Origin of the sequence: Carboxylicivirga sp. M1479 (genome assembly GCF_007097485.1) — a bacterium.
Taxonomy (GTDB): domain Bacteria; phylum Bacteroidota; class Bacteroidia; order Bacteroidales; family Marinilabiliaceae; genus Carboxylicivirga.
Window position 1 is genome coordinate 108,937 of the sequence record NZ_VKDE01000012.1, and the last position, 14,870, is coordinate 123,806.

Consider the following 14,870-nt stretch of genomic DNA (forward strand, 5'->3'; position numbering starts at 1 on the left):
ATGTGTGTTAATATGTATTTAGACTTAATATCAATAAGCCTATGAAACTGTTAGTTATTTACTGTTCTTCTGCTTGTAATAGAATATTGGATGATTTTATGTGGTTGTGTAGCCGGGGGTTGTTGAACTGCTGGACGAAATCAATTTGTTAGTGATTATAAAATTAGTGTGCTAATTGACTGATGCACTTGTTCCCAAAGAAGTAGTTCTCTCATTCACCCATAAATTTATAACCTAAGCTTTCGATCTCCTTTTTAATTTGATCTATATTCATCTGTGAGCCCTCAAACTGTACTTTGTTGTTTTGTGGATCTGCCAATACTTTGCTAATTCCAGGTAGTTTAATCAAGTTCGTTTCTACGCTTTTTTTGCAATGACTGCAAGTCATACCTTCCACTTTAAAAGTTTTAGTAATCAGTGGTTGCACTGCCTTAAAATCGGAAAGGTTAAAAGCGGGTGTGTTACTTTTGTTGATAATGCTACTGTCGTTACTTGGGTTGTCAGTTGATGTTTGGTTCAGTGGAGTTATTCGTAATGATTTTTTATTTTTTTGATAACGTTTTAAATAACCAACAGCGATTAGAGAAATAAGAGTGATGGAAGATAGTGCCTGTAGCCAAATCGGAACTAACTCATGCTCGTGATGCAAGTGATGGTGATCAGAAGCGATATCAAACCATTCTTTGGGAAGTAGGTTGATTAATGTGCCAAAAAATATGGCTCCAAGTATGATTGAACCCAAGTAAGAAAGTAGGGTTTTATTGCCAAATACTTTCTTAATTATAGTAATAGTTGCTGCATTGGTGGCGGGTCCTGCCATTAAAAAAACGAGAGCTGCACCAGGGGATAATCCTTTTAGCATAAGGACAGCTGCGATCGGTACTGATGCTGTAGCACATATGTAGAGTGGGATAGAGGCTATTAAAATCATTAGCATACTAAGCCAATCCTGAGAAATATACGAACCGAAAAAGTTTTCAGGAATAAGTATATCTAAAAAAGCTGCAATCAAAATTCCAATAATAAGCCATTTTGCGATATCCATTAAAAAATCGCCAAAGCCATATTGAAAAACTTGTTTGATGCTTTTTTTTCTAGAGAAGTTTTCCTTAGGTGTTTGATCTGATTGCTGTTTTGTCTCTGTTGCATCCTTTGAAGCAATCAGGTTGGTAATGCCTCCACCTATTATACCAGTTATCAAGGCTACAATTACTCTGATTATAGCAAATGGAAGACCGAGAAGAGAATAACTAACCAGTATTGAATCGATGCCTGTTTGGGGTGTTGAAATCAAAAACGAAACACTTGAACCTTTTGATGCACCATTTTTATAGAATGATATTCCAGTAGGAATAACTCCGCAGGAGCATAAGGGTAATGGAATGCCTAGCATGGCTGTGTTAATGACCGATTGCCAATTATTCTTTCCCATAAAACGATCTATCCACTTTTGTGGAAACCAAACCTTTAGTATGCCTGCGAATAAAAATCCTAATAGCAGGTATGGCGACATAGCCATTGTTAATTCGACAAGAGAATCTATGTATTGCTTAATCATTTCCATGAATCCTTTTGATAGCATAACATCAAGATATTATATAAGGTTTGTTGTTTTAAGATAAAAAATCACTTCGCTTTTTCTTCGCTACAAGTATGTCGTTCAAGAATGCTTTCTATGGCATTAATGCATCGTCCGCAATTGCAGGCTGCACCTGTAGTTTCTTGTATGTGTTTTAAACTTGCAATATCTGAATCAAGAATAGTTTTAATGATTGCATCTTCTTTGACACCATTGCATAAGCAAATTAATTTACCCATTTCAATATTTTTATTTGAGGGCTCAAAAGTACATTTTTTTTGGCAATGCAATGTAATCATAGTTGTCGCATTGGGGTTAGGGAAAGTAAGGGTGTAATTTATTAAGTTATTTCCTTTATAATAAGGTGAAGTAATTAGGTGCTTAGTGTAGTTTGATTTTAATAGTAGTTAACAAAGTTTTGCTTAGTTGGTAAAGGGTATTCTCAAAAATAATTCTTTAATATGATATTTTAACTGTTATTTAGATTTGTTATTTATAAATCGAAACGAATATGTAAATATTTGTTTCTAATTATAAATAAATACATTTGTGATGTCAATATCGCCAATTGACATCTTTAGGTTATATGTTAAAATAAGACACGCATCCATTAACATTACTAACCTTTTATTTAATACTAGAAGTCAAATGTAAAATAAATATCTACTAACCTCCATAGGTAAGTGATCTGTTTGTTGTTCGCCAGCAACATTTAGTAAATGCAGTTATCTCGGAGTATTTATCAATAAACCGTGGTTCAAAAGCCATGGTAGTTATCACTATTATTAATTTAAACCTTTTGTTTTATGCGCAGATTAGCATTAATCGCGTCCCTGATATTATTCGTGGGACTGAACGCAATGTTTGCTCAAACAACAACCATTACCGGCACTGTAACCGATAGTGAAGACAAAGAGCCTATGCCAGGCGTATCTGTTGTTGTTAGAGGAACAACTATTGGAACTGTCACAAATGTTGACGGAAATTATTCATTAAGTGTACCTGATGATGCAACAAATTTGTTGTTCTCGTTTGTAGGTATGAAAACACAAGATGTTGTAATTGGCGGGAGATCAGCCATAAATGTCGCATTAATTTCTGATGCCATTGGGGTAGATGAAGTTGTGGTTACAGCACTTGGAATTAAGCGGGCTCAAAAAACGTTACCGTATGCTGCCCAGCAAGTTAAGGCTGAGAAGCTAAACGTTACCAGTGATGCAAATATCAAAAATGCAATCGTTGGTAAGGTTGCAGGTGTTCAAATGGTGGGTCAAGCAGGTTCAAAGCTTGGAGATAACGGCCGTTTGAGAATTAGAGGTGCAATATCAATGACTTCAGATGGTGATCCATTGTATGTTATTGATGGTATTCCTACTTCAGATCCAAACTCTGTTGATATGGAGAATGTAGCGTCGGTGAATGTGCTTAAAGGACCCAATGCAACAGCTTTATATGGTCAACGTGGAGAGTACGGTGTCGTTATGATTACCACAAAAAGAGCAAAAAAAGGTGGTATTTCTGTAGAAATTAATAGTAACACGACTTTTGATAAGGTATCTTATTTGCCAAATTACCAAAATGAATACGGTAGAGGTTATGGTGGAGAAAGTGAGTGGTCGGTTATGGATTACGCAGCAGGCGGTTGGGGTGGTCCTTATCCTGAGGAATTTGCCGTGTTTGATGGTATGAAATACATTAGCAATGGATATGCTGATGAAAGTTGGGGTCCAAAGTTTGATGGTTCAGAATATGTGCCTTGGTATGCAGTTTGGCCTGATAGCCCATATTATGGTGAGACGGCGAAATGGGAAGCTCAACCAGATAATATTAAAGATTTTTATGACACTGGGGTTACGTTAAAAAATACTGTTTCAGTAAGTGGTGCTGGCGATAATTATACAGGACGTATAGCTTATACAAACATTAATCAGAGTGGTATTATTCCTAACTCTGAGTTGAAGAAAAACATGATTAATGCAAACTTCGACTTTGACGCCACTGATAAGTTATCGGTAGGTATGAATATAAATTTCACCGATCAGATTGTTGAGGGTGATTTCGATGATGGATACTCAAACCAGGTGACTGGTACGTTTAACTCATGGTTTGCCCGTGATGTTGATATGGGTAAAATGAAAGAGTTAAGGGATCTTCAAACAACGAATGGTTACCATGCTTCATGGAACTGGTGGGGATTTGATTATGCTTCGTATTTTGGCGACAATGAAAAACCAGCTTTCTGGTATAGTCCTTATTTTTGGTTAGATAATTATAAAAATAAGAAAACTACCCAGCGTTTAGTAGGTGATGTGCATGCTGCATATAAGTTCAACGATAAATTTGAATTGTCTGGTAGTGTATCTACTAATACAATGACTTACGAGCGTCGATATGAATTACCTTATGCTATTTCTAATTCTGCCGATTTAGATTTCTATAATGTTTGGAACTCAGGATTTGGTAATTATTGGAGCCGTTCGATGGAGAACAACTACAATGGTATGTTTAAATATACCGACAAATTTGGCGAATTTGATGTAGAGTTATTAGTAGGTACAACTCATAGAACCAATTCATATAAGCGTTTTAATGCTGATATGGAAACTGGTTCAAAAAGTCAGGATTTAGTTTTGCCTGATGTATTTGTATATAGCAATACTCGTTTGCCAGTAACAGCCAGTACTAACTTCTGGAATAAGGAAGTAACAAGTATCTATAGTCGTTTTTCTGTAGGTTGGAGAAATATGGTTTATGTTGATGGATCGGTTCGTAAGGATTGGAGTTCTGCTTTGCCAAGTGATAACAATGGTTATACATATCCTTCTATTGGATCTAGTTTTATCTTCTCTGAACTTATTACAAATAAATCTATTTTATCATTTGGTAAGTTTCGTGCAGGTTGGGCACAGGTTGGAAATGATGTGAGTGCACTAGCACTTAACCCAACATACCCATTATCTTCAAGTCCATATATGGGAAATCCTCAGATGTATACCAATACACGTTTGATTGATCCAAATATTAAACCGTCGTTAAATACTTCTGTTGAAGCAGGTGTTGATCTTAAATTTTTCAATAACCGTGCAGGTTTAAGTTTTACATATTTTAATGAGGTTCGTGAGGATGAAATTATTCCGGTTGAATTGTCGACCTCTACAGGATACAGAGATTTCTTAACGAATGCGGGTAAGGCCAAGCGTTCAGGTATTGAAATTGTATTGGAAGGAACACCTGTGAAAATTGAAAACTTCAGATGGGACGTAACTTTTAACTATGGTACAAGCGAAACGACGATTGAAGAATTGCCAGCTGACTTACAATCCATGGCCGCTCCTGGTGGAAGTGATGACTGGGATTTTGTAACGGTAACTCATGAGTTAGGAAACCAGTGGGGACAATTAAGAGGTCGTGGTATTCGCAAAGACGAAAATGGTAATAAAGTAATTAATGCTGAAACAGGTTTATATGATTTTGAAACAGGTCAGTACTTCGGTTCAATTTTACCAGATTTCACAGGTGGTCTTTTAAACAGCTTTACTATTTATAAGATCGTTAATATAAGTGCTGCTATCGATTTCCAAAAAGGAGGTAACTTCTTCTCTTTGTCTGAAATGTGGGGACAATATTCAGGTTTACTTGAAGAAACTGCAGGTTTGAATGATATAGGTAATCCGCAGCGTGATGCCATTGCTGATGGTGGTGGAGTTCATGTTGTTGGTGTTGATACAGATGGAAACGAGTTTGATCAGTATGTAGATGCACAGTCGTACTACGGACAATTTAATTCCAATGTTATTGCCGATGAATATATCCACGATGCAAGTTATGTGAAGTTAAGAGATTTGTCTATTTCGGTTAATGTTCCGCAAAAATATTTGTCTTCAACTTTCATTAGAAATGCGAGTGTTGGATTTGTAGGTAGAAACTTATGGATGATTTCTGTTTCTGATGATAATATTCATGGTTGGGATCCTTCAGAGATGTCACAATCATATGGAGAGAATTCTCAGTTGCCAGGAACACGTAGCTATGGTTTCAATGTTAAACTATCTTTTTAAGAGCTGAAACATGAAAAGAATATTTATATTTTTATTTAGTATAGTACTTTTAAGTACAAGTTGTGAAACTATTGATTTTGGCGACACAAACGAAAATATTAACGGACCAGTTACTCCAAGTACGAGTTCTTTGATGTCAGGAGCCATGACGAATTTTGCTACCCGAACTGGGCGTCCATATCGTATTACGCCAACATTGAACGTTCAGTATTTAATGCAGCATGTTTATAACGATGAAATGTTATATGCTAACACATCTGGTTATTGGACATCATACTATGTTCAAACACTATCCAATCTTCAGGCAGTTATTAATACCTGCTCTGATGAAGAGTTATCTGCCGATCCATTTGTGATTGCCAATGGAGCTCCGGAAAATCAATTGGCTGTAGCTATGATTTTTAAATCAGTGATTTTTAAACGAGTAACCGATTTATTTGGAGATGTGCCTTATAGCGAGGCTTTGAATAGTGAAATTATATCACCTAAATATGATTCTCAAGAAGATATCTATAAAGGTATGATTGCCGATGTTAAAGCGGCTCGTGATATGATTGATGGATCTAAAGAAGGACCAACTGGAGATGTTATTTATAACGGAGATATGGATAAGTGGGCTAAGTTTGCTAACTCATTTATATTGAGCCTTTCTATTCAGTTAAGTGAGGTTTACCCTGGAGTCAACGATTATGCTGCTACGGAATTTAAGGCCGCTGTTGCTAACCCAAATGGTTTAATTGAATTAGCTGCTGATGAGGCTATTTATACTTACGATATAGCCAATGGCTATGATAATCCTTGGAACTGGATGAGAGCTGCAGATTATGGTGTAACAAAAGAGTTTTTAGATGCAATGAAAGGGAATGGATTTACATCCAATTCAACTTATGACGATCGAATTGCATTGTTTGCAAAAGATCCATCACTTGAGGGGCATCCATATGGGTATGACACAAATACTGAAGGTGAAAATTCTCCTGTTAATCCAATTATTATTGGTTCAGATACGAAGTTACCCTTATTAACTGCTGCTTATACATTTTTAAATAGAGCTGAAGGTGCTGCCTTGGGTTGGACTACTGAAGATGTTGCCGACATGTTAACTTCCGGAATCGAGTCATCATTTGCAACCGGGTCAAGTTTATATGATTCTGAAAATGAATTAATGATTGGTGATGGAAGTGCGTATGCTGCGGCTCGTGTTCTTGATTTATCATCAGCTGCAGGTGGCGCCATTCAGGTAATTGCTGAGGAAAAATGGGTGGCATTATTTCCTTTGGGATTTGATGCCTGGTCAGAATGGAGGAGAACGGATTATCCAATGTTATCTCCGGCTCCCGATGCGATCAATGATGGACAAATTCCACGTCGATATAACTATCCTTCAACTGAAGTAACGCTTAATGCTGATGGTTATGCTACAGGAGTAGCTGCTTTAACGCCTGCAAGGGACAATAATACGTCTCGCATGTGGTGGGATAAGTAGTAGAGGAAAAAATTATACATGAACTTTTATGCTGTGATGGAACATAGATTAAAGGTTTAGTTGTGTGAGGAAAGGGTTGCCAAAGGGCAGCCCTTTCTGATTTTTAGAGCTTAAGTTTCGACTATCATATAGTATTTAATGCTGATTGTATTGAGCTTTTTACTGAAGTGTTATCAATTGTTAAAGAAGTGAATTTAATTGAGTTGTTTAGTAAGTGTTTGAATTTAAGGGGGTAGTGTTTGTTTCTTAATGTATTTTAGGTTGTTTATCTATGTGGATTTAATAAAAATTAACAAATTTTTTTGTTTTTTACATTGAAAGATATATTTTTGAATTAGTTCTTTGATTTATAGGAGTTACTGTTTTGTTAGAAATTACGCTGAATGAACTTACGGATTTGATGCTATTAGTGTGAGTTTGTTTCAATTTATAATTATTTATACATTTGCAATGTCGATTTCGCCAGATTGACAATTGTTAAAATAAATCAACACAATTAAACAGAAGTTTAACCTTTATCGCCATTATTAACTTTTTAAACCTTTAATCATGTACACTAGAAACCAAAATTCCTTAAAAAAATATCCTAGTTAGGATTTAATTCTAACCTCTTTGTATAAGTGTTACTTTTTTCGTTCGCCAGCGAAATGAGATATAATGTACTTATATGGGAAGGTAATCTATGAATGAACCAATGTGAGATTCATATTGGTATTAATCACTATTATTAACTTAAACCTTTTGTTTTATGCGCAGATTAGCATTAATCGCGTCCCTGATATTATTCGTGGGACTGAACGCAATGTTTGCTCAAACAACAACCATTACCGGTGCTGTAACCGATAGTGAATCAGGTGAACCTATGCCAGGTGTATCTGTAGTTGTTAGAGGAACAACTATTGGTACTGTCACAAATGTTGACGGTAATTATTCATTAAGCGTACCCAATGACGCAACAAATTTATTATTCTCATTTGTGGGTATGACCACTCAGGACATCGTAATTGCTGGTAATACAACAATTAACGTAGCTTTGGTTTCAGAAGCTATTGGTGTTGATGAGGTGGTTGTAATGGGATATACTACTGCTCGAAAGAGTGAGGTAACTGGATCTTCAGTTCAGGTAGGAGGAGAGACTCTTGCTAACATGCCGGTGGCATCTGTTGATCAGGCACTTCAAGGACGTGTAGCTGGTGTATCTATTTCGCAAGCTTCTGGTACTCCCGGATCGGCACAAAATGTACGTATTCGAGGTAGAAGTTCGATTACTGCAGGTAATGAGCCTTTATACGTTATTAATGGTGTGCCAATGGTAAGTGGTGATGCATCTGCAACAACGTCAGGTTCATCAATGTCTGTTCTTGCCAGTTTAAACAGTAGTGATATTGAAACTATTACTGTATTGAAAGATGCCTCTGCTACTGCAGCTTATGGTGCTCGTGGTGCAAATGGTGTAATCGTTATTACAACCAAATCAGGTAAGTCAGGTAAAGCCAATATTAATTTTAGCGCCAATTATGGTTTTTCAAATGACGCCATCGACGGACCAAGTGTTCTGAAAGGTGTTGAAGCAGAAGAATTGTATTATGATGCAATTTATAATACTTACCAAGGTAACTATGGTGTTCCAACTGATCGTTCCTTAGTACAAGACTGGTACTTAACCGAAGGTTATAATGTGTTTGGAGACACTTATAAAAATTGGGTTGATGATGGTCGTAAAGAAGGTAACTGGGAAGATGTGATTACCAATGATAATGCTCCAATGCAAGAGTATAACTTATCTGCAAGTGGAGGTTCTGATAAAATGACCTACTATACATCTGTAGGTTATTTTAATCAGGAAGCAACAGTTATTGGTTCTGAATTTGAAAGAATTTCTGGTTCTTTAAATTTATCAGCAGAATTAACTGATAAGCTTACTTTTTCTACCAATAACTCTGCATCACATTCTTATCAGGATGGTCTTTTGGAAACAAGTGCTTATTTCTCTTCTCCAAGGGCGGTAAAGTATTTTATGCCTTCTGTTGATCAACCATATTTAGAAGATGGTAGTATAAATATTCAGAATACTAGTTTACCAAACCCACTTTGGATTGCTCAGGAAGATATTGATGATTCGAAATTAACTCGAATTATATCAACTAACTCTTTGAGATGGGCAACACCTGTAAAAGGTTTGAGTTTGTCTACAAAGCTTAGTATCGATTATCAAGTATATAACTACAAGCGTTACCGTAACCCAATTCGTGGTGATGGTGATGGTACAAATGGTTATGGCTGGCAAGCAAATCGTAACAGAGCGAACTATGTATTCCAGAATGTTGCTAATTACGTAATGCAGTTAGATGGAGGTCATGATTTCGATTTCAATTTAATTCAAGAATATCAGAAAAACAGACTATACTATTTAGAGGCAGATGCTGATAATTTCTCAGATGTTGGTTTAACTAACTTGAACTCAGCTGGTAACCCTACAACGGCGAACTCTTGGTTTACTGATTGGTCTGTAGCTTCTTATTTAGGAATGGTACACTACTCTTATCAAGGTAAATATATTGTTGATGCAACATACCGTCGTGAAGGTAGTTCTCGCTTTGCTCCTGATAATCGTTGGGGTAATTTCTGGGCCTTAGGTGGTGCTTGGAACCTTCATCACGAAAGTTTTATGTCTAACTTAAGTTCTGTAGTTAGCTCATTAAAACTTAGAGGATCGTATGGTGTTACTGGTAATGCCGAGATTGCACTAAATCAATTTGAACCTTTATTAAACTTCGATTCTGATTATGCAGGAGAGGGTGCATCTTATCCAGGTGTATTCGGTAACGAAGATTTATCGTGGGAAACTTCTTATTCATTAGACTTAGGTATTGACTTTGGTTTATTTAATAACAAAGTAACGGGTGCTTTAGGATATTACAGACGCGAAACAAAAGATATGCTATTAGGTGTACCTTTATCGTTGACAACAGGACATACAGATCAGGATATCAATGTTGGTCGTATGGAAAACAAAGGTTTTGAAATGGAATTGAATGTGGACATTATCCGTTCAAGTGATTTTAACCTTTCTATTGGTGGTAACTTAGGTACAAATGATAATGAAGTGCTTGAGTTAGCGAAAGATCTTAATGGTGAAGAGATTAATATAACAAGTACAATTGATCGTGTTGAAACAGGACATCCTGTTTATGGTTGGTACATGCCTACATGGGCTGGAGTAGACCCTGATACTGGTGATGAAACTTGGTTTATTGATCCTACCGTAGACGAAACTACAACTACTAATTTCAACGAAGCTGAACAAGTATGGCAAGGTGGAAGTGCAATTCCTAAAATTACAGCAGGTATGAATTTACATGTTGATTTTAAAGGAGTATTCCTTGATGCAACTGGTTATTATGCTGGTGGTCATAAAGTATACGAAGGATGGCACCGTTACACAAATGGTACTGACTTATTCTCTGTATCATGGTACCAAGGTATTGATGTGTTAATGGATCGTTGGCAGCAGCCAGGTGACGAAGCACGCTTTGGAAAAATCGAGTATACTGCTCGCCCATGGCAACGTCACTCTAAGTTCCTTTATGATGGAGATTATTTCCGCTTAAGAGATATGACTATAGGTTACGACTTTAACTCAAGAGTAACTGATGCAATTGGTATTGGTGCCTTAAGAGTATATGTACGTGGTACTAATCTTTATACTTGGGTGAAGGATGAAAACTTAAAGTATGACCCTGAGGTCGATACTGATGGTGAGACTGGAATGGCAACGCCGCCAATTAAGTCGTTTATTTTTGGTGTTAACTTAAAATTCTAAGCAAACATGAGAGTATTAAATATATTAAATAGAATTGCAGTTGTAGCTGTATTTATGTTTGCAATAAATGCATGTACAACAGATGATCTGGATCCATCATTGGAGCAAAATAAACGAATTGACGGAGGTATAACTTCGGTTGATAATGTTTATGCCATTATCAAAGGTGGATACAGTAGAATGACCAGCAGTGGTTATTATGGACGTGATTATATTATTAACAATGAGGTGCGTAGCGACAACTGTTTCTCGAATGGTAACTCAGGACGTTTTACTACGCAAGCTTCATTTAAATATAATGAAAATACAGGTTTCTTTTGGGATGATGCCTATCGTGTAATCGCCAATGCCAACCTGGTAATTGAGCAGGATATTCCATCTTTGGAAGGCGATGAAGCTTATGGATATCACCTTCAAGGACAAGCCTATGCTATGAGAGCATTAGCACATTTTGATCTTGTGAAGCAGTTTGGTCAGCAACACGTAGGTGGTACATTAGGTGTTCCTTATGTAATGAAGTACAAAGATGAGGAAAACTTAACTCCAGCACGTAACACCGTTACTGAGTGTATGAACTTCATCTTTGATGATTTAGATCAGGCTTATAATTTGATGAGTGCCGGTGGTTCACCTGAATTCCTTTCAAAAATGGCCGCTAAAGCTATTGAATCCAATGTAGCTGTTTATTTCGAAGAGTGGGATCGTGCTATTGCTGCAGCTCAAATGGTGATTGATTCTGATGATTATTCAGTAATTCCTGCTGCTGATTACGTTAAGCATTGGGGGTCAGATGGATCAGCAAACTCAATTTTTGAATTGGCATTTAGTTCAACAGATAACGCAGGTATTGATGGTTTAGCATATATCTACAGAACAACAGGTGGCGGTAGCTACGGTGATGTTCAGGTTTTAGATGTTGTTGAAGATATCTACGATGCTGGTGACGTTCGTGCAGGAATTCTTGGTTGGGAAGGTGATATGTTACGTAATATTGGTAAATTTCCTAATAACCAAGGATACGACAATGTAATTGTAGTACGATATGAAGAAGTAATCATGAACCTGGCTGAAGCTTTAGTTGAAACAGGTGGTGATGCTGCAACAGCCCTAAATATGATTATCAACGAAAGAGGTATTGCGGCATATGTAAATCCGGTTACAAAAGATGATATCTTATTAGAGCGCCAACGTGAGTTTATCTTTGAAGGTCATCGTTATGAAGATCTAGTAAGAATGGGGAAAGATATTGAGAAGATATCTATTCAGCAGAACTTTTCAGAGACAATTCCTTATGGTGATCCTATTATGGCTTGGGCTATTCCTAAGGCTGAAACGGATGCTAACTCTAACATGGTTCAAAACGATGGTTATTAAACTATGATATTATATAAACTTTTAAGCTGTGATGGAACGTAGATTAAAGGTTTAGTTGTGTGAGGAAGGGGTTGCCAAAGGGCAGCCCCTTCTGATTTTTGGTAGGTTGCAAAGTTCTCTAGAGTTTGTCTTTCAATCAAACATTCGATTATTCCTAGCGCTAGGCTTAGGCGCCCAATAAAGTATTAAGCAGTTGACCTGATGTAGTTTTGTTTATTGTTCAAGTCTTTGATTAGCACTCCCAAAGATTTCAGACAGTCAATCAAGCATTCGATTATTACTCTGAGTAGAATTTACGTATCAATCAATCATTCAACTGTTACAAGTACTCGACTTAGGTTTCCAATTAAGTATTGAATTACAGGTTGATGAATTTTTGTGTAATGATTAACTGTTTGATTGGTGCTTCCAGGGAAATTATGCTGTCAATCACGTGTTCAATTGTGGCTCTTAGTAGATTTTGTGCATCCATCAAACACTTGTAAAATGCCGAATTGTTTTGCCTCCGTGTATTCACAGGCAATTTATTGGTATTATTTAACCTTAAGGGGAATTCCAGAAACCATCATATACACTTCAACTGCAGCCTGAGCAATATGTTGGTTCATCCAACCTTGTAGGTCGGTAAATTTGCGTTGAATAGGATCAGCTGGCATACCTCCCAAACCTATTTCGTTGCTCACGAATATAAATGTAGCTTCCTGCTGCAGTAATTTATTGAATTCATTCTTTGCCTCTTGTAAGGATAAGTCTATGTTACTATCGTTATCAAAAAAGTAATTGGTAAGCCAAAGTGTGACACAATCAATCAATACAACACGGCCAGCTATTGGGTGTTTCGATAGTTTTTTATCTTCCTCAATGTTCGTCCATTCCGCACCTCTGTCGGCCTGATGGCGCTTGATGCGTTCTTGGTGCTCCTCATCCCAAATGCGCGATGTGGCCATGTAGATGGGATTATCAGACATTTGCAACGCTAGCTTTTGTGCGTATGAGCTTTTGCCCGATCGTTGACCTCCTGTGATTAGTATAACTTGAGCCATGTTAGGGTTTTATAAATTCAACTTGTTGATGTGTTTCAGAGTGAAAAGTGATTTTTACAATCGCTCCGTAGTTGAGTTGCAGGTTAAAGACTTTCTCGGCTGGTATGTGTAGGTATTTGCATAAAAATGCTCGAATAATTCCTGAGTGTGTTACAATAGCAACATGGTTGTTATCTGAATTTGTTTGTTCCTTCATGAAACTGTCTACCCTTTGCAATAGGCTGTCAAAACTCTCTCCTTTGGGTGGTGCCTGATGAACAAAGTTATCTCCCCAATTTGATAGGTCTGCTATGGGAATGGCATTCCACTCACGACCTTCCCATTCGCCAAAGTTCAATTCCATCAAACGTTTGTCTGTTTCGATGGTGGTATTAGTAAACAAGGCATTGGCCAGTTTTGTGCAGCGCATAAGCGGACTAGAATATACGCGCTGAAAACTTGTGTCAATACGTAGCCTAATGTCTTCAAGCTCCTGATCAAAGGAGTCTGTTACATCCAAATCGAGTTGACCATAGCAGATACCTTTGTCAACTTTAGGTGTGGTATGTCTAATGAGCCAAATTTCCTTCATGTTAAAATAGATTAGAAATCTGCCCTTGAGCAGATGATTGGTAAGCGACGTAACCAGCCAAGGCTAATATCGCAAGGTATATAACCTGTTCGGTAACTTGTTGGATGGTGCCAAGGCAATCGCCCGTGTAGCCACCTATCCATTTTTTAAAGTAACGCTCCAAGCAATATTTAGTTATAAATGTTGGTATTAAAATGAGGAATATGCGCACATCAAAAAACGGGATGAAAGCGAAAATTGACCAGGCACCTGCAATCACAAGGTCTTTAATGTGGAGTGCCTTTGTAATGGGCTTGGATTTGCTACTCTCGTCTTCTCGCACATAATTTAAACTGTGCATGGTCCAAACAGCCATGGTACGACTTACAACATGCCCAATTATTATTGTTTTAATAATAAAAGAGTGGGGTAGTTCATTAAGACTTACAAATTTGAGCAGTAAACTTAAGATAATCCCTATTGCACCATAAGCCCCCACGCGTGAGTCCTTCATTATGGTTAGAATCTTCTCCTTGGTCCATCCTCCTCCAAAAGCATCGCATACGTCGGCCAAACCATCTTCATGAAACGCACCTGTTACAAGGATCGACGTAATCATTGATAAAACAATGGCTACCGTGCTGGAAAAGATTTGAGAGGAGGCGAAGAAAACTGAAGCACTAATTCCACCTACCACATATCCAACCAAAGGTAAATACCGGTTACATTGATTTAAATAGCTTTGCGAGAAAGCAAACTTATAGGGTATAGGTATGCGCGTGAAAAAGCCAAAAGCTGTCAGTAAAAGGTGGAATTGTTGTTTCATATACTCTAATTAATTACAAGTTTTTAAGCCACTTTATTAGTGGAGCTATTAATATTTTTCTCTCTCGGATCAAGACATATATAATCCTGACGATATGGTGTTTTGTTTTTAATGACGCTGTAAATAGTTCT

The 14,870-nt window shown here is 37.2% G+C and carries 9 protein-coding genes; 4 read left to right on the forward strand and 5 right to left on the reverse strand.

From position 1 onward, the window contains the following. Nucleotides 1-211 precede the first annotated feature (211 nt). Complete coding sequence (locus tag FNN09_RS09160) at nt 212-1,582, reverse strand: permease (protein ID WP_143301736.1); 1,371 nt, start codon at nt 1,580-1,582, stop codon at nt 212-214. Between the two features lie 44 nt (nt 1,583-1,626). After that, nucleotides 1,627-1,818 carry a bacterioferritin-associated ferredoxin gene (locus FNN09_RS09165; RefSeq protein WP_185968949.1) on the reverse strand — a complete coding sequence of 64 codons (192 nt, stop codon included), beginning with the start codon at nt 1,816-1,818 and terminating at the stop codon, nt 1,627-1,629. 567 nt (nt 1,819-2,385) lie between these two features. On the opposite strand from FNN09_RS09165, the gene FNN09_RS09170 reads away from it, so the two are divergent. From FNN09_RS09170 to FNN09_RS09185, 4 genes are all read left to right on the forward strand, one after another. Next, complete coding sequence (locus tag FNN09_RS09170) at nt 2,386-5,637, forward strand: SusC/RagA family TonB-linked outer membrane protein (RefSeq protein WP_143301740.1); 3,252 nt, start codon at nt 2,386-2,388, stop codon at nt 5,635-5,637. A 10-nt stretch (nt 5,638-5,647) separates the two neighbouring features. Next, entirely contained in the window at nt 5,648-7,123 is a 1,476-nt protein-coding gene (locus tag FNN09_RS09175; protein WP_143301742.1) for a SusD/RagB family nutrient-binding outer membrane lipoprotein, read from the forward strand. Nucleotides 7,124-7,871: 748 nt separating this feature from the next. After that, a complete protein-coding gene (locus tag FNN09_RS09180; protein ID WP_143301744.1) occupies nt 7,872-10,946 on the forward strand; it encodes a TonB-dependent receptor in 3,075 nt (1,024 codons plus the stop codon). Between the two features lie 6 nt (nt 10,947-10,952). Beyond that, on the forward strand, nt 10,953-12,320 hold the full coding sequence (locus FNN09_RS09185; RefSeq protein ID WP_143301746.1) for a RagB/SusD family nutrient uptake outer membrane protein: 1,368 nt from the start codon (nt 10,953-10,955) through the stop codon (nt 12,318-12,320). A 533-nt stretch (nt 12,321-12,853) separates the two neighbouring features. Here the strand turns inward: FNN09_RS09185 and cobU are convergent. From cobU to FNN09_RS09200, 3 genes are read right to left on the reverse strand one after another with little or no spacing between them, the layout of a single operon-like run. Beyond that, nucleotides 12,854-13,363: a bifunctional adenosylcobinamide kinase/adenosylcobinamide-phosphate guanylyltransferase gene (gene cobU, locus FNN09_RS09190; RefSeq protein WP_143301749.1), complete on the reverse strand. Its 510-nt coding sequence runs from the start codon at nt 13,361-13,363 to the stop codon at nt 12,854-12,856. Nucleotide 13,364: 1 nt separating this feature from the next. Further along, nucleotides 13,365-13,934, reverse strand: coding sequence for an alpha-ribazole phosphatase (gene cobC / locus FNN09_RS09195; RefSeq protein ID WP_143301751.1), 570 nt, complete (start codon nt 13,932-13,934; stop codon nt 13,365-13,367). Between the two features lies 1 nt (nt 13,935). Next, nucleotides 13,936-14,739 (reverse strand): adenosylcobinamide-GDP ribazoletransferase, encoded by an 804-nt coding sequence (locus FNN09_RS09200; protein ID WP_143301753.1) that lies wholly within the window; start codon nt 14,737-14,739, stop codon nt 13,936-13,938. Between the last annotated feature and the right edge of the window lie 131 nt (nt 14,740-14,870).